Origin of the sequence: Pseudoalteromonas sp. S3785, assembly GCF_005887365.1 — a bacterium.
Taxonomy (GTDB): Bacteria; Pseudomonadota; Gammaproteobacteria; order Enterobacterales; family Alteromonadaceae; genus Pseudoalteromonas.
Genome location: NZ_PNCT01000090.1, coordinates 30,591 through 51,122 on the forward strand (window position 1 = coordinate 30,591; position 20,532 = coordinate 51,122).

Sequence of the window (20,532 nt, forward strand, 5' to 3'; positions counted from 1 at the left end):
ACTATTAAGCATCCGTTACTTCACGCGCCCAATGGTTTTGCTTAGCGACATGTAATTTACGGTAGCCGTCAAGTAGAGCTGCATGCTTTTTAAAGCCTTCAAGCGATAAACCAGGGAAGGTTAAACCATTGAATAATTTACGGCCTTCTGCAATTTCAATAGCAAGCGTTACGTTGTCGTTGCCAAACATTAAACCAAGAGCTTCTTGGTAGTCAGCGTACTCACGTTCGTCATCGTACTTAATTTCAAGAATGGCTTTCAAACAACGGAAATGGCGCATTGCCTCTTCGCTTACTTGGCCTGTGTGCAGTATCCAGTCTACCCAATCAATGGCTTCTTCGTTGCCTGCAGCTAAGCATAGGTGCGCTTTAAGCTCACCAATACGCAGTGTATGCCATGGTGTGTCGGCGTCGGTGGCAAGGCCAATAAATTCTGCAGCACGAATAATATCGCTGTGGCCTGCTTCTTCTAGGCTGTCGTAAATGTCCATCCACTGCTGCGTATCGTACTGATCAAGCGATAAGAATGCATCACGGAATTTAGCGCCTTCGTTGTTATTACGCCAAATTAGTTCATCAACTGGGTAAATGTCTGACATCCCTGGCACTAAAATACGACACGCATACACGTTTAAGTGTGTGTAATCCATGATGTAAATATCGTGGCCCATGCTGTGAATTAAGTCAGTACAGAAGTTGTATTCTTGCTCTGTTGTACCGCTAAAGTCCCAATGCACAAAATCAAAATCAGGTGTTGCGCGGAAAAAATCATGCGAGATTAAACCGCTTGAATCGATAAAGTGCAGTTCAATGTTTTCAGGTGTTGCAACTTCATCGTTATCAAACGTAGCCGGTTGGAACACATCAAGTTGGTCAAGGCGACGACCTTGCAGTAGCTCGGTAACCGTACGCTCAAGGGCAACTTCAAATGACGGGTGAGCACCAAACGAGGCAAACACAGAGCCATCAACAGGGTTAATAAGCGTTACGCTCATTACAGGGTATTTACCGCCAAGTGATGCATCGGCAATACGTAAATGAAAACCATGACTGCGAAGCTCCTCACACGCTTCATGAATTTTAGGGTATTGCTTTACAACGTCTTCAGGGACAATTGGCAAACAAAGACCTTCTGCGATAATACGATTTTTAATAGCGCGCTCAAATACTTCTGATAGCCCTTGTACGCGAGCTTCAAATTTAGTATTGCCTGCGCTCATGCCGTTAGAAACAAAAATATTACCAATCACGTTTACCGGAATGTATACGTCTTGGTTATCGCGTTGGCGTGTGTATGGCAGTGCACAAATGCCGCGCTCGTTATTACCTGAGTTAAAATCAAATAGGTGTGAGGCATTAAGCTCGCGCTCTGGGTCAAAGTAATCCCACAGGCTTTCGTCCATTATGCCCTCTGGCACTTCATTGCCTTCAACTTTAAACCACTTCTCATTTGGATAATGAGTAAAGTCGCCGTTTGCAAATTCTTCACCTAAATAAAAGTCGGCAAAAAAGTAATTGCAGCTTAATCGTTCAAAGTATTCACCGAGCGCAGAGGCGATAGACGCTTTATCGGTTGCGCCTTTACCGTTGGTAAACATAACACCGCAGTCGCTGTCTTTTATATGAACTGAATAACAGTTAGCTACAGGGTTAAGCCAAAGTGCTTCTTCAATATTGATGTTTAGCGCTTTAAGCTTGTTTTGCATGGTAGAGATAGACGATTCTAGGTCGCGGTCTTTACCTTTGATAAATGTTTTTTCAGTCATATGAGTCTCAACTAGATCTGCACAAAATGTGGAATAGCTATTATCGTGGATTTTGATGTTTATTTCACCCTTTGCGAGTAAGAACATTATTATTTAATAAAACTATGGTTATTATATGTGCAACAAATAGTGTAAAGGACATATTAATGTTTAAAGTAATCAAATGGCTAGTATTGCTCATTGTGGTTTTAGGATTAGCAGGTACGGCGCTGGTTTACGGCGTATTAAGTTTAAGTATGCCCGCACTTGATGGTAAAGGGCAAAGTACAGCAATTAATAAACCGGTTACTATTTCGCGTGATGCACTAGGCCAAGCGGTTATAAATGCGCAAAGCCGCAATAACGCCGCATATGGATTAGGCTATGCGCATGGGCAAGACCGCTTTTTTCAAATGGACTTATTAAGACGTAACGCCGCAGGCGAGCTCAGTGAGTTATTTGGTAAAGCGGCCCTTGGGCTTGATAAAAAAATGCGCTTTCATCAATTACGCAAACGCAGCCGCGCTATATTAAACACCTTACCCGAAAGCGATAAACAACTATTAAACAGCTACGCCCAAGGTGTAAACGAAGGGTTGGCACAAGTTGGCTTTGCAAGCTTTGAGTATTTACTAACAGGCGCAGCGCAAAAACCATGGCAAAGTGAAGACAGCCTATTAGTTATATTTAGCATGTACCTTGATTTACAAAGTGCCACCTTTGAGCGCGATAAAGCACTTATACACATTGAGCAAGCATACGGACAACACATGGTTGATTTTTTAACACAACCTAGCCAATACCAAGCAGCGCTTGATGGCAGTAAGCTCGCCCCGTTTACAGGCACCATTCCTCAGCTACCAGTGCAAGCACAGCACACGGTTAAAAATATTCAGGTAAATCAAGAGCGCGGTAGTAATAACTGGGCAGTAACCGGTGCACATACACAAACAGGCGCAGCTATGCTCTCGGATGATATGCATTTATCGATGGCGGTGCCTGTTATTTGGTACAAGGCGCAACTTAACTACCAACAAAATGGCGAGCAAGCTCAGGTAACTGGCGTGTCACTGCCTGGCGCACCCGCTATTGTGGTGGGTAGCAATAATAAAATAGCGTGGGGCTTTACTAACGGCTACATAGATACCGCCGATTGGATAGCACTAAATGATGACAGTAAAACATGGCAAGTCAATGAGCCTATTGTAATGGCTGATGGCGAACGGGAAGATTACTCACTCACTTTAAGTGAATACGGCCCAGTAAAATATATTAATAAAAAGCCTTATGCACTTAGTTGGGCTGCGCATCAGCCTTATGCCGTTGATATGGAATTGGTAAAGCTTGAACAAGCAAATACGGTTGATGATGCATTAGCAATAGCGAGTAATGTGGGTATTCCGGTACAAAATTTAATGGTGGTAGATAGCCAAGGCAGTGCTGCATGGCAACATATTGGCGCTATACCGGCACGTAAAACACCGAGTGAGCTAAGCGTGAATGAAAATGAGTACTCACCCGACTGGCAGCAAAATGAGCATCAGCGCCCTCATGTTAAAAACCCGCAAAATGGACGATTATGGACAGGTAATTCGCGCGTTGTGTCAGCCACTGATAATACCCGTTTTGGCAATGGCGGGTACGCGCTAGGGGCTCGCTCGAGCCAAATACGCGATAGATTATTTGAAAAACAAAGCTTTGCTGAGAGCGACTTTTACGCGTTACAGCTTGATAACCAAGCCCGCTTTTTAACGCCATGGCACACATTGCTACTTAATCAGCTTAAAAAAGACAAAGCCAAAAACGCACAGTACATAAGTGCACTTGAAAACTGGCAGCAATGCGCATGTGCAAGCTCGGTAGGTTACACCTTAGTTAAACACTACCGCAGCACATTAATAAATACTGTTTTTGCAAACATGGAGCACACACTCAATGAGCAAGACGCCACGCTTAAATATGTAAAACGCGACTTAGAACCGGCTATATGGCAGCTTATTAAAGATAGGCCGGGCTCATGGGTAAACCCTGAGTATAAAAATTGGGACGAGCAGTTATTAGGTGCATTTAGCCAAACAGTGACAGCACTTGGGGCTGAGTATGGGGATAACTTACAAAATTGGCAGTGGGGTAAAGTAAATGCACTTAATATTGAGCACCCGTTTGCTAAACAAATGCCCATACTGGCTAAGCTTTTAAATATGCCTGTAGCGCCAGGTTTTGGTGATAGCTACATGCCCGCCGTACAAGGCAAAAGCTTTGGTGCATCGCAGCGCTTTATTGCCCAACCTGGGCATTTAGAAAACGCCATTATGGCAGTGCCTGGTGGGCAGTCGGGGCATCCACTATCCGCGTTTTATCGTGCAGGCTTTAGTGACTACATTGAAGGTAAGCACACGCCTTTACTACCACAAACGCTAATACATCAAATAGTGATAGAGCCAGCACGATGAACTAAATGACAGTTAATCACGTTCTATATAATCATTAATAAATCAACAGAGAACTAAAATGAAAAAAATACTACCCGCATTAATAACAGGCTTATTACTTAGCAGTGCAACACATGCAGATGAAAATCCGGTAACGGCAGAAAAACTAAGCGACAGTGTGTATGTACTGTTTGGCCAAGGCGGTAACATTGCCGCAAGTGTAGGGGAAGATGGCATTTACATTATTGATGATCAGTTTGCTAAGCTTTCAAACGACATTAAAAAAACCATTAGCGATTTAAAACCCGGTAGTGCAGAGTTTGTAATTAATACGCATCATCATGGTGACCACACTGGCGGCAACGAAAACTTTGCCAAAGCCGGTGCGCATGTCATTGCGCACCACAACGTACATAAGCGATTAGAAGAAAAACACGGTGCAAACTCAGATTACCTGCCACGCATTAGCTTTGGCCACGATTTAAAACTGCATTTTAATAACGAACACGCGCATGTAGTGCATTACGCCCATGCACATACTGATGGTGATGCGGTGATATTTTTTAATAACGATAACATAGTGCACATGGGCGACATTTACTTTAACTTTGGTAGCTTACCGTTTGTTGATGTAGATAGTGGCGGCAGTGTTGATGGAATATTAGCGGCCGTAGATGACGTTATTAAACAAATAGATGAACGCACCATAGTGATACCTGGGCATGGGCCGGTAAGTGACCGTTCAGGGCTGGTAACGTATGCTAAACTTGTTAAAAAAGCCAAAGATTTAATGCTAAAAGCAATGCAAAATGGCGCAAGCTTAGAGCAAGTACTAAAAGCCGATCCGTTAGCCACGCTTAATCTTAAGTACGCAGGTTGGCTGCCAAAAGAGAAAGTGACTACACTTTTTTATCGCAGTTTAAAGTAGTACGTGTAACGTAAAAAACATGATACAAAGCTGAGTGTACTTAAGCCTACATTCGGCTTTTATTTTCTTATGCCCAAAGGAGTTGTGTATGTCGGCAGAAAAAACCCACCTAGAAATTTGTAACTTAACAAAAGAGCAGTATCCGCAAATTAAGACCTTAATGGATCAGGCTTACCCTGATTTAGGTGGCGCGTGGCCAAGCCATACTATTTTTAGATTGATAGATCAGTTTCCTGAAGGGCAAATAGGCATAGTGGATGATGGCGTGCTGGTGGGCATAGCACTGAGCGTGCAAGTTGATTACACGCGTTTTTCAAACCCGCATACGTACGAAGACATAGCCGATGGCCACGACCGTGTATTTAGTGACTCCGACGGCGATGCGCTATATGGTTTAGATGTAGCCATTAGCGAAACCCACCGAGGCATGCGCTTAGGACGCAGGCTATACGATGCTCGTAAAGAATTGTGCCGCCAATATAACCTACGGGCAATTTTAGCCGGTGGGCGTATTCCGCGTTATTACAATCACAGCAGTGAAATGACGCCAATGGAATACATTGAAAAAGTTGACCAAAAAGAGCTTTACGACCCAATTTTAAGTTTTCAACTCTCTAACGACTTTCAGGTAAAGCGGTTACTTAAAAAATACCTGCCAGAGGATCAAGAGTCTGTAGGTTACGCCACATTACTTGAGTGGAATAACATAATGTATGAGCCAACCGATACAGTACTCGAATCGACTAAATCGATTGTGCGGGTAGGTGCGGTGCAATGGCAAATGCGTTGTGTTGAGTCGGTTGAAGAGCTACTTAAACAAGTGGAATACTTTGTCGATACAGTCTCTGATTATAAAAGTGACTTTATTTTATTTCCGGAATTTTTTAATGCGCCACTTATGGGGCTTACCGAACAAAGTAATCAAACTGAGGCTATTCGCTATTTAGCTGAGTACACCGAAACGTTTAAAAACGCCATGTCGCGTATGGCAATAGAGTACAACGCTAATATTATTACTGGCTCTATGCCCCTTGCCGAAGATGATAAAATTTATAACGTCAGTTATTTGTGCCACCGAAGCGGTAAAATAGACGAGCAGCGCAAAATACACATCACCCCGCATGAGCAAAATGACTGGGTGATTCAAGGCGGCGACAAAATTGCCGTGTTCGATACCGATGCAGGGCGTGTGGGTATTCAAATTTGTTATGATGTAGAGTTTCCTGAGCTTTCGCGTATTTTAGCCAAGCAGGGGCTTGATATACTTTTTGTACCATTTTGGACCGATACTAAGAATAGTTATTTACGGGTTCGCCATTGTGCGCAAGCGCGCGCAATCGAAAACGAATGTTACGTGGTTATTGCAGGTTCAGTGGGTAACTTACCTGAGGTAGAAAGCTTAGACGTACAGTACTCACAATCAGCTGTACTAACGCCATCAGACTTTTCGTTTCCGCACGATGCAACATTAAATGAAGCCACACCTAATACCGAAATGTTATTATTTAGCGACCTTGATATGGATAAGCTAAAAATTCTTCATAGCGAAGGTACGGTGCGCAATTTAAAAGATCGCCGCGAAGATTTATACGACGTAATTTTGAAAAAGAGAGATGTTTAATGGCATGGGTTTATTTAGTCATTGCAGGCCTGCTTGAAATAGGCTGGCCAATTGGTTTAAAGGTATCGCAAAACCCGGATACTCGTTGGCAAGGTATTGCAATGGCAATTGCATTTATGGTGGCTAGTGGCTTTATGTTATGGCTTGCACAAAAGCAAATATCAATGGGGACGTCTTATGCCGTATGGACAGGAATAGGTGCTGCGGGGACGTTTTTAGTGGGTATATTATTTTACGGTGATGCAGCCACGTTTGGCCGTATTGCTGGAGTGCTGATGATCATTTGCGGTGTGATAACGCTAAAAATCAGCTCTTAAAAAGAGCGCTTAACACTTGCTTTAAAAGTTATAAGCAGCTTTACAGTAGCGCAGGTTTAAAAGCCTGCGCTTTTTTATGTTCTTAATTTGGTAGCATCACCAAAATAGCGGCAATGGCTATTAAAATTAAGCCCGCGGTATCTTGTTTTTTAAGTGGTTGTTTTAACCAAAGTACGGCGATTAGCATGGTAAAAAATACCTCTACCTGACCAAGCGTTTTAACATACGCCACGTGCTGTAAACTCATTGCGCTAAACCAGCCAATAGAGCCTACACAACTAAAAATACTAATTGCTGTTGTAATGCCTTTATATTGCCAAAGTTTGCCAAGCGTATGTGGCTCTTTAAGTAATAAATAGCCAAGTAATATAAGTGTTTGTAGGCTTATTACAAACAGTAAAACCCATGCAGCCGAGTGCGGAAATAACAATCCTGAATTTAAGCTCGCTTCACGTACCCACAGCGATGTAAGGGCAAAGCTTGTGCCGCAGGCAAGGCCAAGTAATGCAGTTTTTGCATCAAAATGTTTTACGCTGGTTATACCGCTAAGTAATAGCACTGCTATGGCGCCTAAAAATACACCCAGCCAACCAAGCAGGCTAAGCGCAGAGCCAAAAAACAATACCCCTAAAATAGCGGCTACTAAGGCTTCGCTTTTAGCAAGGCCTGCACCTATGGCGTAATTATTCATTTTAAACAGTTTTACCATTAAGCCAGTGGCAAGTATTTGCATAACGCTTGCGCCAATAATAAAACCCCAAAAGGCATGATTAAAGGTAGGCATGGTCGTGTCTTGATATTGATATAAGCCATACAAATACACTGCAGCAATAGGGCCGGCTAAAATAAAACGCGAAAGGGTTACGCCAGCTACACTTGCATGTGTGCTTAATTTACTTTGCAGGGCATTTCGCCATGCTTGCATAAAGGCGGCTAAAAAAGTGAAAAAGATCCAGGTCATGGGGGTCGTCGGTAAAAAAATAAGGTCTATAAATTAACAATCTTTAGTTATTAAAGCGATGCATTAAGGGTGATAGTGAATATTCCTCACCTGCGACATTATGCCGCACTGCTTTATAGGTAAACTTAGCTATAGTAAGCGTGATGTTATTGTTTAGCCGCCTGCGTATGTCATAAAACGTATAGGCGGCTTTTTTGTGTATGTGTGTTATATGTATTGGTCAAATAACTAAATTTATAAATAAGAGAATACATTATGACGACATTAGTAGTATGTGCATTACTTGCTGTATTAATGCCTTATTTTGCAAAAGTACCTGTCGCCGTAGCGATGGCAAAGCTCGGTCGGTACGACAATAAACATCCGCGTTCGCAACAAGCAAAATTAACGGGCTTTGGTGCGCGGGCGCTCGCTGCCCATCAAAATTGTTTTGAATCACTTGCAGTGTTTGCCGTTGCTATTGCGGTGGTATTGGGAACTAACTCGGTAAATGCAGTAACCGAAACCTTGGCGGTGACCCATATAGTTTCGCGTACTTTAATATTGCATTTTTTATTGGCTGAACTTAGATATTTTACGTTCACTCGTATGGTTTATTGGTTTAGGCACTGCCATTGCCATGATTGTAGTGAGTATCTAATTTTATTGTTAAAACCACAAAGCAAGCGGCCTAAAAGGGCGCTTGCTTTGTGCTCTTGTATTACTCAATAGCATTAATGGGATACTTTAATTCGCTCTATTAAATCGGTATTAGCAACCTCGCTGTTTATAGCAAAATCAAGCTGTACAAGTACATCATTAAACCCTGCCTCAGAGATTTTATATTCCCACTTCGCCAGCGCTTCTTTCGCTGATTTATCAAAAATGCCCGATGGCTTTGATTGAATGACACTAATATTTTTTGTTCTGCCATTGGCAGCAATATCGTATTTTAACACCACTGAGCCACTAATACCTTGTTGGGCGGCTTTAGTAGGGTAGCGTGGCTCAATGCGAATTATAGGGGAAATATGATCTTGTTTGACACCTTGTGCTTGCGGTTGCTTTGCTATAGCGAGGGTACTTAACATACTTGCGGCAACAAGCAGTAAGCCACCTTTGGCAAGGGATGAGTGATTGCCACTGTGCTTTATATTGGTAAGACGTTGTAACATGGTTTTTTTATCTCCGTAGTGTGAATAAGCCATTAGCCCTGCGGGCGTTGCTGCCGCGCAGTTAACTAAGGCTTTGCTGTATAAAATGTGTTGGTGTGTGGTTTTATTGGCAAGTACCCGTTCATCACAAGTCAGCTCTTGTAAGCGCCTACAACTTGCGTACGCCATCCAAGCGAGCGGATTAAACCATAATAAAATAGTAGCCAGTAACAGCAGGGCATTTATTAGGTTATCTTTGCGTTTTATGTGCACAGTTTCATGCTCTAAAATAAGCGCTAAAGAGGCTTTATCAAACTGGGTCTTGTAATTGCTGGGCAGTACAAGCCTACTTTTAAATATACCCACCACCATTGGTGTGGCTGCATATTGACTGGCATAGGTTTTAATACCAGTGGCAAGAGTGTGCTCTAGGTGCGTTAGTTCAGTTAGCTGCAGGCTTTTAACAAAACGTGTATGTGTAATAAAACTGGCTATTAATAACCCCATAGTAATAAGTACATACATGAGTGCCCAGCTAATCCCCATTTCATGAGAAAAGGGCTGGTTAGGGGTAATTAAGTAATGGCTAATATTGCTATTTTGCAGTGGTTTTATCGCATTGGGTAAATTAGCAATAACTAATGCTGCAGGTACTAACCACGCTAACTTGTATACAAACCGCGCGCCAAGGGTTTTTAAACCAAATCGCTCGAGTAAAATAAATCCACAAAACAAAATACTTAATAATAGTTGCTGTTCAATTAACCAATTAAATCCAGTTTGAATAACCATGTTAATCCCTTACTTTTGTTTTTTTTCCCACTCATCAATGACTTTTTTAAGCTCATTTATATCTTGCTGAGAAAGCTGCTCCGATTTAGCAAAACCGCTTACCAGCGGCGCTATGCGGCCACTAAAAAAGCGTTCTATAAAGTTTTGGCTTTCTTTTAGGGTGTAGTCAGCGCGCTCCATACAGGGAGTATAGATATATTGGCGACCGTCCTTTTCAAAGGTCAGTGCGCCTTTTTTAACTAATCGACCTAGTAGGGTTTTAATGGTTTTTTCGTGCCATTGTTTGTCATCGCTTAAACGCTCAATAATTTGGCTGGCGGTTGCCGGGTAATTAATCCAAAGTGCATCAAGCACGTCGAATTCTGCTTTTGATAACTCAATCATTTTCATTGCCTACAAATGTAATCTTTAAATCAAGACTACACCTGTAATCTATTTTTGCAAGGTTATTTTTTAACTTTTTAAGGGTAATTAAGTGACTTGGTATTAGGTTTTTGAAATATCTGTTTTATTAATTTGTATGTAGTGGTTTTCAGGTAGGTTTAGTTGCGAGAGGGAGAGTTCGCTAAATTGCACTCTAAATAAATCAATCACTTTAAAGCCGCAGTAATGCGCCATTTTACGTATTTGCCTGTTAAGTCCTTGTTTTAAAATAATACTAAATTGGTTGTCAGCTATTTTAGTGACTTCACACGGTAAGGTTACTTGTTTATCGACAGGGATTCCTGCGGCCATTTTTTCACAAAACGCGTTATCAATAGGCTTATCTACCGTGACTAAATAACGTTTAGGCTGGTGGAAGTCTGGGTGGATAAGTTGATTACAAAAATCACCGTCGTTGGTCAAAATAAGTAAGCCGCGAGAGTCTTTATCTAATCGGCCAATAGGGTAAACCCGGGTGAGGGTAGGTAAATGGTGAATTAGGCTGGCAGGGTCATTTTCATTTAATTTGCAGTCAATACCTACAGGTTTGTGGTACGCAAAATAAACCAAATCGGCTGGCCCTTTAACTGCTTGGCCATTAACTACTACGTCGTCTTGCTCATTAACGTGATCTATGTGATTAGCAGAGCGATTATTGACCATTACTACCCCATCATCTATTAAGCGAGATGCTTGTTTTCGTGAGCACACACCAGCGTGAGCAATGTATCTAGCGAGTCGAATTTTATTGCTCATAAGTTTAAAAGGCAGTGATGTAATAATTTGATCGCGATTATAGCAAAGGTGCGTATCTATAAGGTTACTTTTTATTAAAAGGCGATTGTTATGGGTATGAAATTTTCTGAGCTAAAAAAGCACGAACCATTACAAAAAGTGGTGGCGCACTCCCTTGAAATGGCGCTCTATCAGGTGTCTGTCATTGTAAATAACGTAGAGTATTACGTTACTGAAGAGAATGGCGAATTTGTAAAAGCGCTCAGTCCGCTGCATATTCAAAAGCGGTTTGAAAACATAGCTTACGCCGAAATGGTGCTGCGACACACTAGTGCCTACGACGAAATGTGCGGCCAACCCGAAAAAACATGCACTAATTTGCTTGAAGTACCCTATGGAAAAAACAACCTGTTTTAATAGTACGAGTTTGCTAGTATCTGCTCTTTTAAGGGCGGCACATGTATCAATTAACAGCAGATAATACCGATGCGTTAAATTCAGCGCTTCGCACAAAAATAGTTGAGTTTAACGGGCAACATTTTGACGCCCCTAAAGTGCCGCTAGGCTATAAATTTTTAGATGAAAAAGGCTGTTTAATTGCCGGCGTGAGTGGTTCCGTGTTTGGTAATTGGCTAATGATTAACTGGCTTTGGTGTAGCGATACTGCTCGGGGCAAGGGGTTAGCTGGCAAGCTTTTAAATGCGCTTGAACTTGCAGCTATTGAGCTTGGTGCCAACATTGCACAGCTCGACACGCTTGATTTTCAGGCCAAGCCATTTTATGAAAAACGCGGATATGTGGTTAAGTATCAGCTTAACAACTACCCGCATTCTGGTACGCGTTATTTTATGGAAAAAACGCTTTAATTGAGCTGTTTATATTACTTTGCTTTTAGCGGCTCACCATCAAAGCTCAGGCCTAAAAATGGCGTCGTTTCTGGCGCTAACATAAATGTACGAATGTTCATGTGGTCATCGCCTTTAGGGTTTTGTAGTACGTCTTCGCGGTAAAACTTACCAAAACAATCTAAGGTATTTTGTTTGCTTAAATCGTTTAATTTAGCAAACGCAAAAATTTTGCAAGACCCGTTGTTTTCACTTGCTGAGCTAAGTAAGCCGTGGTTATTAAATCCACACGCAGTAAAATCGTAATTAGCTTCTATCACCGCCATGGTATCGCTAAATTGTATGCTTTTAGGGTTGCCTGCAAGTTGCTGTAAAAAGTCGTTTAATAACATGATTGCCCTTTTTTAACAGAAGATTCAAGGAGAAAAATTAATAGTCGTTGCTTGTAAGCTCTGCGCTTAAAAGCTTTCCGTCATAAATATAAAAATAACCGTCCCAGTGTTCAGAGGTAAACTCTGCTGAGTCAAAAAACTCGTCGTAATCGCCTAACTTAGCAAGGTTTGAAACGGGGTCGTTGTAATTTATGCCTGTTAGGCTCCACTGTTTACTTTGGTTAATATAGCCAGCTAATGCAGCGAGTTTAATATTTGCGGTTGAAAAAGGCTCTACAAGCTTTAATTTGGAAATGTAGTCGTTGCCTTCATATATAAACTCATAACAAGGAGTAATAATTATATTGTCATGATCTTCATTAACCACTTTAAGCGTTTTACTATTTTCGTGTTTTTTTAAGTATTTATCGGCCAACATGGAGCCGTTATAGCATTGGGTCGTGTTCTCTATGTTCTTAATTATCTCGCCGTGAGATATACCGACAACTCTTTGCTCTGACTTGTCAATTGACACTTTATAAGATGCAGTTTCTATTTCATCAAAACTGTTTTTTAATTTATTTATGGCCTGTTGAGTTAAATTTGTATCAAGAGAAATAGTCTGCTCTGTGCCGGTACTTATTTGTAGCTTTTCATTTGCTAGGGAAAGCTCATTATTTATCACCATAGGTAGTAGCATTTCATGGAACTGGTAACCTATAAATACATTATTTTTAAAGTGAAAAGCATGATTTCTTCCATATACAAGTATTGCATTATTTTTATCGCTTAGCGATAAACTAGCGAGTCCCAGAGTCGCTAATACTTGCTCATAACTACTGCCAAGTTGAAGTCCAAAAAAGTTGGTTGGGGTGATAAGGGGGTTGTTAAATTGAGTAAACTTTGGGGCGTTGTTTATGTCTAAAGTGACTTCCATTGCATTCCCCTCAATGGTAGTTGATAAGCTGCGCTTGTGCATGCCTGAAATAAATAGCTCGCTAGTCATAGCGACTTGCTGATTACAGTTTTTTGAAGGGGTGAGCTTAATAAGGTAGTGTAATTTTTTTTTGGCTCTACTTATTGTGGGGGTTTCAGCAGAGTGGCTGCTTTGGGTAGTAAAGTGCTCCTCTACATATAGTTGTTCATATTGTTGTTTATACTGTGCGGTATATTTATTGAGTGCTTTTTGTCTAAGGTTTTGTCTTTTTCTTTGATGATTATCTAAATCTCTCAGTGTAGCGCTAAGGCTTATTTCTATTTCGGGTGAAATAGCCTCACAACTTTTGTCTTGTACAAAATAATTTGTTGCCTGAGCAGTACATTGCCAAAAACAAAGTAGTGCAAATAGTAAAGTACGCATAAACTTCCTTTTATTATTTTTTGTTTATTTAGCACTCAACTCTAACTCATCTGTTTGCTGATTTATATTAAATTTATATCTAGATAAAAAGTTCATTCCTAACAAACCTTGGCCGCGGATGTTTTCAATACCGAGCACTTCAAAACCGTAAATAATTTGCATCCCTACTTTAAACGACTCAATTTGGTAGCGCTTTACGCTAATTTGCCCATTCGCCGTGTTTACGGTTACATCGCCTAAATAAAGTGGCCTGGGTGAAAGCTGCTCGATTATGTCGCTTGATAGCGAGGTAACACTTGCACCAGTATCTACCATTAGTTCTGTTTGGATTGATTCATTTAGCTCGGCGCTAATTGTGTAATGTGCGCCGTAGGGGGTAAGCGCAATAAAGTCATCTTGTGATTGAGCTTTATCTATCATCGCTTGTAAATCAGCGACTTCGTTTTGTAAAGGGTGTTGTGATGGCATACGCTCAATAGTTGTTAAGGCGCTAATAAAGTCTTGGAGTTGATAATAAGCATGCGCGAGTGCGTATAAAAAATGACTGTTGTCGTTTTGATAGTCGAGCCAAATTTGAGTTTGGTCAATAATTGTTTGCCAGTTTTGTTGCTCACTTAAACTATGAAGCTCGTTTTTAGTCAGATTTTCCAACCGCGCATTTGCAGCGCTTTGCTGTTGCTCATTTAACAACGGGTATAGTTCGAATAAGGCAATAATTGCATTTTGTATTTGCCCACTATTTATTAAGTAATCGACATGCAATGTAAGTAGCTCTGTATTGTAAGGGTCTTGATCTAATAGTGCATTTAACAATGGCTCGCTAAGGAATAAGTTAGTATTTAGCCATGTTTGTAATTGCAAGAGCCACGAAGCGTAAAGAGTGCGAGCAAGTGTGGGCGAGTGTTGCTTTAGTTGCTGATATGTCTTTAGCGCATCGTCAAATTTGTGTAGCTTAAATTGCTGTTGAGCTTGATTGAGTAGATTACTTTTTGGCGTTTTAACTAGGTCTGCAGGTTTGGTATTTTGTGCGCTTACCGTGGACTGTTTTTCTGGCCACAATAAATAAGCGTTTAGGCTAATAGAGCCTATTAATAGCAAGGTGATTAGCTTGGTATAATGGCTCATTGTGTATTTAGGCTATTTGATAAAGTGCGCTAAGGCATGAATATTCGCAATTTCAATATCGGCAAGGCCTTTGTAGTTATAATTCGCGCCTTGGTCGTTTAACCAAACCGATTGGCAGCCAGCATTATTAGCACCTTGTACGTCGGTATCTAGGCTATCGCCAATATGTAAAATTTCACTTTTAGCTACGTTTAAGTGCGCGGCGGCTTTATCAAACAGTGTAGCGTGGGGCTTGGCTTTACCGTGCATGCCGGCTTGCAATACTAGCGCAAATTTATCGCGTAAATTAAAGCGTTCTATTTCCACATTACCATTGGTTATTGCAACCAGCGTAAAATGCTGGGCTAAGTTATCTAGCAGCTTTAGTACGTCGTCGGTTACCACTACTTTGCTGCGGGCATCGGCAAAGGCGTTATAGGCTGCATCGGCATGATGCTCTACTTCTTGATCGCTTAAACCTAGCTTTGAAAGGGCTAGGCGTAGCGTATGTTGGCGCCATTTAGTTACATTATCAGCAAGCTCTGGTAACTGTATTACGGCCTCGTTGCGACATTGTTGCCAGTATTTTGGGCCTTGTTTTAAGTAGCTAGGAAGCGCGTTTAAATAATCTTGCTGCGCTTTAACTGCGGCTTTTATTATTGGGTGGTTGTTATATAGGGTGTCGTCTAAATCAAAGCTCATAACAGAAAAAGGGCGAAGAGCACGATTAAATCGAATCATAATTACATTCCTAATCGGTTTGTTTTTTAGCGCGCGGATGGGTGTTGTCGTACACCTTGGCTAAATGCTGAAAATCTAAATGTGTATACACTTGCGTAGCCGACAAACTACTGTGCCCTAATAGTTCTTGTACAGCGCGTAAATCGCCAGATGATTCTAAAATATGAGAGGCAAACGAGTGGCGAAGTTTATGTGGGTGCACTTGTGAGCTAATACCTTGTTTTATTCCCCACTCTTGCATGCGTAAGCGAACTTGGCGAACCGAAATACGGTTTTTTTTACTGCTTAAAAACACCGCCATTTCGTCTGGCTTTGCAAATTGCCCCCGTATATTGAGCCAATTTTTTAACGCTTTAAGCGCTTTGCTACCTACGGGAATGAGGCGTTCTTTGTTACCTTTACCTTTAACTAATATTTCGCCATTTGCAGAGTTTATATCGCGTAAGTTGGTGCCAACTAACTCGCTGATGCGCAACCCAGATGAATACATAAGCTCCATCATGGCCTTATCTCGTATGGCTAATGGGTCATCATCGCTAATTTCCAGTAGGCTTGCCATCTGATCAACGTCGAGATTTTTAGGTAAAGGCTTTGAAAATTTAGGGCCTTTAATACCCTGCGCTGGGTTATGATAATGCGCGTGGTGCGCAACGTTTTTGGCCTTTAAAAATTTATACAAACTACGAATGCAGCTTAATTTTAAACTAATGGTGCGTCCGCTTAATTGCTTTGTGCGAAGTGCCATGCTGTAGCGGCGAATATGCTCCCCTTGTACGCCAAACCAGTCGTCACATAATTTACTAAAATACAGGGCGGCAAAGTTTAGCTGGCTAACATACTGATTTACAGTGTGCTCTGAGTACTGTCTTTCGTACTTTAAATAGTCACTAAATAAATGAATGGGGTTACGCCAATGCTCACTTAATTGTTCAGTGTTAGGCGTCTCGTCGCTCATGCCAATTCCAATAGCCTAAGTTGCAATGCATGCACAAAATCAAGCACAAACAGGTTATCTTGTGCAGGCTCAAAATGGTTTTCATCATGGCTGCCAAAGGCCAATATAGCAACGGGCTTTTCAACGCAGCCAATTAAGTAAATAGCAGAAGATTGCGTGTTTTCGCAAAATAATAGCTCACGCTCTTGCTGATTAACGCGTCCTAAGTAGTGCCCAAACTGGCTAAGGCGGTGCTCAATAAGTTCATCAAAAATGTTGTTATATTTAACCAACCTACACTCGCTAATGTGTGGGCTGGTACAAATAATATTGCGCAAATTTGCGGCAAGCGTATTAAAGTCGTAATTTGTCCACAGTTGACGATGGCACTGGCTAAACAAGTGATACACTAGCTCATTTTGCGTTGCGTGTTGGCTCATACTCTGTATTTGATTTTTTAACTGAGTATTGTGCTCGCGTAACTGGCGCTGTTGTATATGTACAAGCGAGGTAGCCCCTTGCGCTTTGTGGTGTAACTCAAGTTGTGCAAGCAGCTCTGGCTGCTCTAATAAAAAATCTGGGTGGCGCGCTAAATACTCAGCAACGCGTTCTTTTGTTAGCTCGCTCATAAAGCAACTTGCCCATCGAAGACATGCTCGGCAGGGCCGGTCATACGAACAGGGTGACCTTCGCCGCTCCAACGCACTTGTAATGTGCCACCGGGTAAATCAACTTGTACCGTGGTGTTAAGTTTGCTCTGAATGTGACCAATGACCATTGCTGCGCAGGCGCCCGTACCACACGCTAAGGTTTCACTAACGCCGCGCTCCCAGACTCTTAACTTAATATGATCTTGCGAGACCACCTGCATAAAGCCAATATTGGCACGATTTGGAAAGCGCTCGTGGTTTTCAAGTAGTGGGCCAAGCACCTCAACTTGTGCGGTTGCTATATCGTCAACTTCTAGCACGCAATGTGGGTTACCCATAGACACGGCGCCACTAAACACAGTGTGTTCTTGCGCTCTTATTATATAAGTGAGTTCTCGCTTGCTGGCTTTAAGCGGGATTTTAGCAGGCTCAAAATTAGGGTGGCCCATGTTAACCGTTACTTGGCCGTCTTTTTCTATGTATAGCGTAAGGTTGCCTGACTTGGTCGAAACACTAATTTTGTGCTTGTTAGTTAAGCCTTTCATACGCACAAAACGGGCAAAACAGCGTGCGCCATTTCCGCATTGTTCTACTTCATTGCCATCGGCATTAAATATACGGTAATGGAAGTCGAGATCAGGGGAATAAGGGGCTTCAACCATAAGTAATTGGTCAAAGCCAATACCAAAGTGGCGATCAGCCAGTTTTTTTATTTGATCGCGAGACAAAAATACATTTTGTGTAATGTTATCAATTACAACAAAGTCGTTGCCTAAGCCGTGCATTTTGGAAAAATTAACTAACATAGCGCTCTAATTCGGGTTTGCTCTGCGCTAATCATGCCACAGAGCAGCGCCTTAACAAAAACGTTTATGGTAAAATTTTCTCACCTTGATAAAGGCTCTCGATGGTTTCGCGTTGGCGAATAAGGTGGTGTTGCTCACCATCTACCATTATTTCGGCCACACGTGGGCGAGAGTTGTAGTTTGAACTCATGGTAAAACCATAGGCACCGGCACTTCGTTGTGCTAATAAGTCGCCTTGTTTGAGCGCTAAGTCACGATTTTTCCCTAAAAAGTCGCCGGTTTCGCACACAGGACCCACAATATCAAAGTTGCGTGTTGGGGTATCGTCGTTGCGCACTGAGATAGGAATAATTTTTTGCCATGCCTGATAAAGCGAAGGGCGAAGCATGTCGTTCATACCCGCATCGACAATAGCGAAAAACTTATCTTGGTTTTGTTTAATAAACTCAACCTGCGTTACTAAAATTCCAGCGTTAGCGGCTATAGCGCGTCCTGGCTCAAAAATAAGTTCAAGGTGTTTGTAATTGGCTAGACGCTCGGTAACTTGCGCTGCATATTCGCTAGGGTGAGGCGGTTGCTCATTATTATAAGGCACGCCCAATCCGCCACCAATATCTAAATGGGTAAGCTCAATTCCTTTTTCCTTGAGTTCATCTATTAAAGCGATTAGTTTATCAAGTGCTTCTAAAAAAGGTTTAACCTCAGTTAATTGCGACCCTATGTGGCAATCAACGCCGGTTACCTTTAAACCAGGTAAAGACGCCGCATGCTGATAAACGCTCACAGCCGTTTGTATATCAATCCCAAACTTGTTTTCTTTCAAACCGGTAGAAATATACGGGTGTGTTTTTGCATCTATATCGGGGTTTACGCGAATAGAAATAGGTGCTTCCAAATTTAATTCGCACGCAACTTCTGAAATACGCTCAAGCTCTGAGACCGACTCGACATTAAAACATTTAATACCTAATTTTAGTGCATAAGCAATTTCGTCGGCGGTTTTAGCTACACCAGAAAACACCACTTTACTGGCATCACCGCCAGCTTTTATTACACGTGCCAGTTCGCCTTTCGATACGATGTCAAACCCTGAGCCTAAACGCGCTAATATATTTAATACTGCAATATTAGAATTGGCTTTGACTGCATAGCACACTAGGCTTTTATGGTTTTTAGTGGCATTTGCAAAAGCTAAAAAATGGCGCTCAAATGTAGCACGCGAGTAAACATAACAAGGCGTACCGTATTGCTGAGCAATAGCGGCGACACTGACGTCTTCTGCAAATAATTGGTTGTTTTGGTAGTTAAAGTAATCCATTTATTGCTCCTGCGCTTGCTCTGTATTGGTTTTTTTTACAGGCGTTGACTGTGCCGTATTAGGGGGTGTGTTTTGCTCAGTTTGCTGCTCTGGTAAATACAAAGGCCCACTTTGGCCGCAGCCAGCTAATGCACCTAGCAGTAAAGTACTTATAAATAGTCGTTTTAATTGTAAGGTATGTGTCGCTTTCATTAGATTAATACGGTTGCTGGCTTTATAATCGCAGAGTAACAGAATATCTAAAAAATGCAGCTATTCGCGGATGATTTTATTCCTGTTACACTAGCTGTATATAAACCGTACCCAATATTACGCAGCTCGCCTGCAAAGGAAAATTACAATGACTGAAAGTGAATATCACCAATTAGCCGAAGCGCTTATGTACACAATTGAAGAGCAAGTTGATGATTGTGAAGCAGATTTAGATTATGAGTCGGCAGAAGGTATTTTAGAAATAATTTTCCCTGATAAAAGTAAAATTGTAATTAATAAACAGGCGCCTTTGCATCAAGTATGGGTTGCAACTAAATTTAATGGCCACCATTTTGAAATGCGTGATGGGCAATGGATTGATAACCGCTCAGGTGCAGAGTTCTGGGAGTTTATGAATCAAGCGTCTACTCGCCAAGCTGGCCAAGAGATTAAGTGGCAATCAAGCTTATGAGTTTAGAGTTTGCACAATACCCAGCGCAAGGTGAGCACAAAGCCACTGTGATTTGGTTACATGGTTTAGGTGACTCTGGCAATGGCTTTGCTCCGGTTGCACCGCAGCTTAATTTACCTAGTGAGCTTGGCATACGATTTATTTTTCCGCATGCGCCTATTCAACCGGTCACCATAAATGGTGGCATGGAAATGCGCTCGTGGTACGACATTAAATCTATAGAATTAGACAAACGTGCCGATGAACAAGGCGTGAGAGATTCAGCCGAAAAAGTGCAAGCCCTGATCAATCAAGAAATAGAAAATGGTATACCTGCCAATAAAATTATTTTGGCGGGCTTTTCGCAAGGGGGCGTGGTGTCTTTACATTTAGCGCCGCGATTAGAGCATAAATTGGCAGGTGTTATGGCGCTGTCTACTTATATGTGCGTGCCTGAAAAGCTAGCGCAAGAAGCAAAGCATACTGATTTAAATGTATTTATGGCGCATGGTAGCCAAGATAATGTAGTGCCGCATAGTGCGGGTAGAAGTGCGTTTGAAGTATTAACAGCACATAACATGGATGTAAGCTGGCAAGAATATCCTATGGCTCATCAGGTTTGCGCAGAAGAACTGCAAGCTATTCGCCAATGGTTAATTGCCCGTTTAAGCTAA

At 41.8% G+C, this 20,532-nt stretch carries 22 protein-coding genes and 1 pseudogene; 9 read left to right on the forward strand and 14 right to left on the reverse strand.

What is annotated here, in order from left to right; genetic code table 11:
* Positions 1 to 4 precede the first annotated feature (4 nt).
* Positions 5 to 1,765, reverse strand: coding sequence for a 30S ribosomal protein S12 methylthiotransferase accessory factor YcaO (gene ycaO / locus CWC17_RS17870; RefSeq protein WP_138614411.1), 1,761 nt, complete (start codon positions 1,763 to 1,765; stop codon positions 5 to 7).
* A gap of 146 nt (positions 1,766 to 1,911) precedes the next feature.
* Between ycaO and CWC17_RS17875 the strand changes: the two genes are divergently transcribed.
* From CWC17_RS17875 to CWC17_RS17890, 4 genes are all read left to right on the forward strand, one after another.
* On the forward strand, positions 1,912 to 4,197 hold the full coding sequence (locus tag CWC17_RS17875) for a penicillin acylase family protein (RefSeq protein WP_138614413.1): 2,286 nt from the start codon (positions 1,912 to 1,914) through the stop codon (positions 4,195 to 4,197).
* 58 nt (positions 4,198 to 4,255) lie between these two features.
* Positions 4,256 to 5,104 (forward strand): MBL fold metallo-hydrolase, encoded by an 849-nt coding sequence (locus tag CWC17_RS17880; RefSeq protein ID WP_138614415.1) that lies wholly within the window; start codon positions 4,256 to 4,258, stop codon positions 5,102 to 5,104.
* Between the two features lie 88 nt (positions 5,105 to 5,192).
* Complete coding sequence (locus CWC17_RS17885) at positions 5,193 to 6,725, forward strand: bifunctional GNAT family N-acetyltransferase/carbon-nitrogen hydrolase family protein (protein WP_055015871.1); 1,533 nt, start codon at positions 5,193 to 5,195, stop codon at positions 6,723 to 6,725.
* The gene (locus tag CWC17_RS17890) at positions 6,725 to 7,042 is read left to right on the forward strand and encodes a DMT family transporter (RefSeq protein ID WP_055015872.1); all 318 of its coding nucleotides are present in this window, start codon (positions 6,725 to 6,727) and stop codon (positions 7,040 to 7,042) included. The genes CWC17_RS17885 and CWC17_RS17890 overlap by 1 nt, the downstream gene beginning before the upstream one ends.
* An 82-nt stretch (positions 7,043 to 7,124) precedes the next feature.
* On the opposite strand, the gene CWC17_RS17895 is transcribed toward CWC17_RS17890, so the two are convergent.
* The gene (locus CWC17_RS17895) at positions 7,125 to 8,003 is read right to left on the reverse strand and encodes an EamA family transporter (RefSeq protein ID WP_171042109.1); all 879 of its coding nucleotides are present in this window, start codon (positions 8,001 to 8,003) and stop codon (positions 7,125 to 7,127) included.
* Between the two features lie 255 nt (positions 8,004 to 8,258).
* Here CWC17_RS17895 and CWC17_RS17900 point away from each other — a divergent pair.
* A pseudogene (locus CWC17_RS17900) lies at positions 8,259 to 8,643 on the forward strand (MAPEG family protein).
* 73 nt (positions 8,644 to 8,716) lie between these two features.
* Here CWC17_RS17900 and CWC17_RS17905 read toward each other — a convergent pair.
* The 3 genes from CWC17_RS17905 to CWC17_RS17915 form a co-directional block, all read right to left on the reverse strand.
* Positions 8,717 to 9,928: a TonB family protein gene (locus CWC17_RS17905; RefSeq protein ID WP_138614417.1), complete on the reverse strand. Its 1,212-nt coding sequence runs from the start codon at positions 9,926 to 9,928 to the stop codon at positions 8,717 to 8,719.
* Positions 9,929 to 9,937: 9 nt separating this feature from the next.
* Positions 9,938 to 10,312: a BlaI/MecI/CopY family transcriptional regulator gene (locus CWC17_RS17910; RefSeq protein WP_138614419.1), complete on the reverse strand. Its 375-nt coding sequence runs from the start codon at positions 10,310 to 10,312 to the stop codon at positions 9,938 to 9,940.
* Between the two features lie 102 nt (positions 10,313 to 10,414).
* A complete protein-coding gene (locus CWC17_RS17915; protein WP_138614421.1) occupies positions 10,415 to 11,107 on the reverse strand; it encodes a pseudouridine synthase in 693 nt (230 codons plus the stop codon).
* 90 nt (positions 11,108 to 11,197) lie between these two features.
* Between CWC17_RS17915 and CWC17_RS17920 the strand changes: the two genes are divergently transcribed.
* Both CWC17_RS17920 and CWC17_RS17925 read left to right on the forward strand, forming a co-directional pair.
* Positions 11,198 to 11,503 carry a DUF6482 family protein gene (locus CWC17_RS17920; protein ID WP_138614423.1) on the forward strand — a complete coding sequence of 102 codons (306 nt, stop codon included), beginning with the start codon at positions 11,198 to 11,200 and terminating at the stop codon, positions 11,501 to 11,503.
* A 41-nt stretch (positions 11,504 to 11,544) separates the two neighbouring features.
* Positions 11,545 to 11,952, forward strand: coding sequence for a GNAT family N-acetyltransferase (locus tag CWC17_RS17925; RefSeq protein ID WP_138614425.1), 408 nt, complete (start codon positions 11,545 to 11,547; stop codon positions 11,950 to 11,952).
* A gap of 14 nt (positions 11,953 to 11,966) precedes the next feature.
* On the opposite strand, the gene CWC17_RS17930 is transcribed toward CWC17_RS17925, so the two are convergent.
* The 9 genes from CWC17_RS17930 to lptM form a co-directional block, all read right to left on the reverse strand.
* A complete protein-coding gene (locus tag CWC17_RS17930; RefSeq protein ID WP_055019962.1) occupies positions 11,967 to 12,323 on the reverse strand; it encodes a HopJ type III effector protein in 357 nt (118 codons plus the stop codon).
* Between the two features lie 37 nt (positions 12,324 to 12,360).
* Positions 12,361 to 13,662, reverse strand: a complete 1,302-nt coding sequence (locus CWC17_RS17935) for a hypothetical protein (RefSeq protein ID WP_138614427.1) — start codon at positions 13,660 to 13,662, stop codon at positions 12,361 to 12,363.
* Between the two features lie 24 nt (positions 13,663 to 13,686).
* The gene (locus CWC17_RS17940) at positions 13,687 to 14,787 is read right to left on the reverse strand and encodes a retroviral-like aspartic protease family protein (protein WP_138614429.1); all 1,101 of its coding nucleotides are present in this window, start codon (positions 14,785 to 14,787) and stop codon (positions 13,687 to 13,689) included.
* A gap of 12 nt (positions 14,788 to 14,799) precedes the next feature.
* Positions 14,800 to 15,507, reverse strand: coding sequence for an HAD-IA family hydrolase (locus CWC17_RS17945; RefSeq protein WP_138614431.1), 708 nt, complete (start codon positions 15,505 to 15,507; stop codon positions 14,800 to 14,802).
* Positions 15,508 to 15,517: 10 nt separating this feature from the next.
* Positions 15,518 to 16,462 (reverse strand): tyrosine recombinase XerC, encoded by a 945-nt coding sequence (locus CWC17_RS17950; RefSeq protein ID WP_138614433.1) that lies wholly within the window; start codon positions 16,460 to 16,462, stop codon positions 15,518 to 15,520.
* Positions 16,459 to 17,070, reverse strand: a complete 612-nt coding sequence (locus tag CWC17_RS17955; RefSeq protein ID WP_138614435.1) for a DUF484 family protein — start codon at positions 17,068 to 17,070, stop codon at positions 16,459 to 16,461. The genes CWC17_RS17950 and CWC17_RS17955 overlap by 4 nt, the downstream gene beginning before the upstream one ends.
* On the reverse strand, positions 17,067 to 17,897 hold the full coding sequence (gene dapF / locus CWC17_RS17960; RefSeq protein ID WP_004588980.1) for a diaminopimelate epimerase: 831 nt from the start codon (positions 17,895 to 17,897) through the stop codon (positions 17,067 to 17,069). The genes CWC17_RS17955 and dapF overlap by 4 nt, the downstream gene beginning before the upstream one ends.
* Before the next feature lie 64 nt (positions 17,898 to 17,961).
* Entirely contained in the window at positions 17,962 to 19,215 is a 1,254-nt protein-coding gene (gene lysA / locus CWC17_RS17965; RefSeq protein WP_055018208.1) for a diaminopimelate decarboxylase, read from the reverse strand.
* A complete protein-coding gene (gene lptM / locus CWC17_RS17970) occupies positions 19,216 to 19,407 on the reverse strand; it encodes an LPS translocon maturation chaperone LptM (RefSeq protein ID WP_138540541.1) in 192 nt (63 codons plus the stop codon). It lies immediately after the preceding gene.
* A gap of 148 nt (positions 19,408 to 19,555) precedes the next feature.
* Here lptM and cyaY point away from each other — a divergent pair, with 148 nt between their 5' ends.
* Both cyaY and CWC17_RS17980 read left to right on the forward strand, forming a co-directional pair.
* Entirely contained in the window at positions 19,556 to 19,879 is a 324-nt protein-coding gene (gene cyaY, locus CWC17_RS17975; RefSeq protein WP_055015887.1) for an iron donor protein CyaY, read from the forward strand.
* Entirely contained in the window at positions 19,876 to 20,532 is a 657-nt protein-coding gene (locus tag CWC17_RS17980; protein WP_138614463.1) for an alpha/beta hydrolase, read from the forward strand. Before cyaY ends, CWC17_RS17980 begins: the two co-directional genes overlap by 4 nt.

What these genes read in the sequence shown, in the direction of transcription:
- lysA (WP_055018208.1), bottom strand. Translation starts at nt 19,215, where the DNA reads ATGGATTACTTTAACTACCAAAACAACCAATTATTTGCAGAAGACGTC.
- CWC17_RS17935 (WP_138614427.1), bottom strand. Translation starts at nt 13,662, where the DNA reads ATGCGTACTTTACTATTTGCACTACTTTGTTTTTGGCAATGTACTGCT.
- CWC17_RS17940 (WP_138614429.1), bottom strand. Translation starts at nt 14,787, where the DNA reads ATGAGCCATTATACCAAGCTAATCACCTTGCTATTAATAGGCTCTATT.
- CWC17_RS17915 (WP_138614421.1), bottom strand. Translation starts at nt 11,107, where the DNA reads ATGAGCAATAAAATTCGACTCGCTAGATACATTGCTCACGCTGGTGTG.
- CWC17_RS17885 (WP_055015871.1), top strand. Translation starts at nt 5,193, where the DNA reads ATGTCGGCAGAAAAAACCCACCTAGAAATTTGTAACTTAACAAAAGAG.
- CWC17_RS17910 (WP_138614419.1), bottom strand. Translation starts at nt 10,312, where the DNA reads ATGATTGAGTTATCAAAAGCAGAATTCGACGTGCTTGATGCACTTTGG.
- CWC17_RS17890 (WP_055015872.1), top strand. Translation starts at nt 6,725, where the DNA reads ATGGCATGGGTTTATTTAGTCATTGCAGGCCTGCTTGAAATAGGCTGG.
- CWC17_RS17880 (WP_138614415.1), top strand. Translation starts at nt 4,256, where the DNA reads ATGAAAAAAATACTACCCGCATTAATAACAGGCTTATTACTTAGCAGT.
- CWC17_RS17925 (WP_138614425.1), top strand. Translation starts at nt 11,545, where the DNA reads ATGTATCAATTAACAGCAGATAATACCGATGCGTTAAATTCAGCGCTT.
- ycaO (WP_138614411.1), bottom strand. Translation starts at nt 1,765, where the DNA reads ATGACTGAAAAAACATTTATCAAAGGTAAAGACCGCGACCTAGAATCG.
- CWC17_RS17875 (WP_138614413.1), top strand. Translation starts at nt 1,912, where the DNA reads ATGTTTAAAGTAATCAAATGGCTAGTATTGCTCATTGTGGTTTTAGGA.
- cyaY (WP_055015887.1), top strand. Translation starts at nt 19,556, where the DNA reads ATGACTGAAAGTGAATATCACCAATTAGCCGAAGCGCTTATGTACACA.
- CWC17_RS17945 (WP_138614431.1), bottom strand. Translation starts at nt 15,507, where the DNA reads ATGATTCGATTTAATCGTGCTCTTCGCCCTTTTTCTGTTATGAGCTTT.
- dapF (WP_004588980.1), bottom strand. Translation starts at nt 17,897, where the DNA reads ATGTTAGTTAATTTTTCCAAAATGCACGGCTTAGGCAACGACTTTGTT.
- CWC17_RS17905 (WP_138614417.1), bottom strand. Translation starts at nt 9,928, where the DNA reads ATGGTTATTCAAACTGGATTTAATTGGTTAATTGAACAGCAACTATTA.
- CWC17_RS17895 (WP_171042109.1), bottom strand. Translation starts at nt 8,003, where the DNA reads ATGACCTGGATCTTTTTCACTTTTTTAGCCGCCTTTATGCAAGCATGG.
- CWC17_RS17955 (WP_138614435.1), bottom strand. Translation starts at nt 17,070, where the DNA reads ATGAGCGAGCTAACAAAAGAACGCGTTGCTGAGTATTTAGCGCGCCAC.
- CWC17_RS17930 (WP_055019962.1), bottom strand. Translation starts at nt 12,323, where the DNA reads ATGTTATTAAACGACTTTTTACAGCAACTTGCAGGCAACCCTAAAAGC.
- CWC17_RS17920 (WP_138614423.1), top strand. Translation starts at nt 11,198, where the DNA reads ATGGGTATGAAATTTTCTGAGCTAAAAAAGCACGAACCATTACAAAAA.
- CWC17_RS17980 (WP_138614463.1), top strand. Translation starts at nt 19,876, where the DNA reads ATGAGTTTAGAGTTTGCACAATACCCAGCGCAAGGTGAGCACAAAGCC.
- CWC17_RS17950 (WP_138614433.1), bottom strand. Translation starts at nt 16,462, where the DNA reads ATGAGCGACGAGACGCCTAACACTGAACAATTAAGTGAGCATTGGCGT.
- lptM (WP_138540541.1), bottom strand. Translation starts at nt 19,407, where the DNA reads ATGAAAGCGACACATACCTTACAATTAAAACGACTATTTATAAGTACT.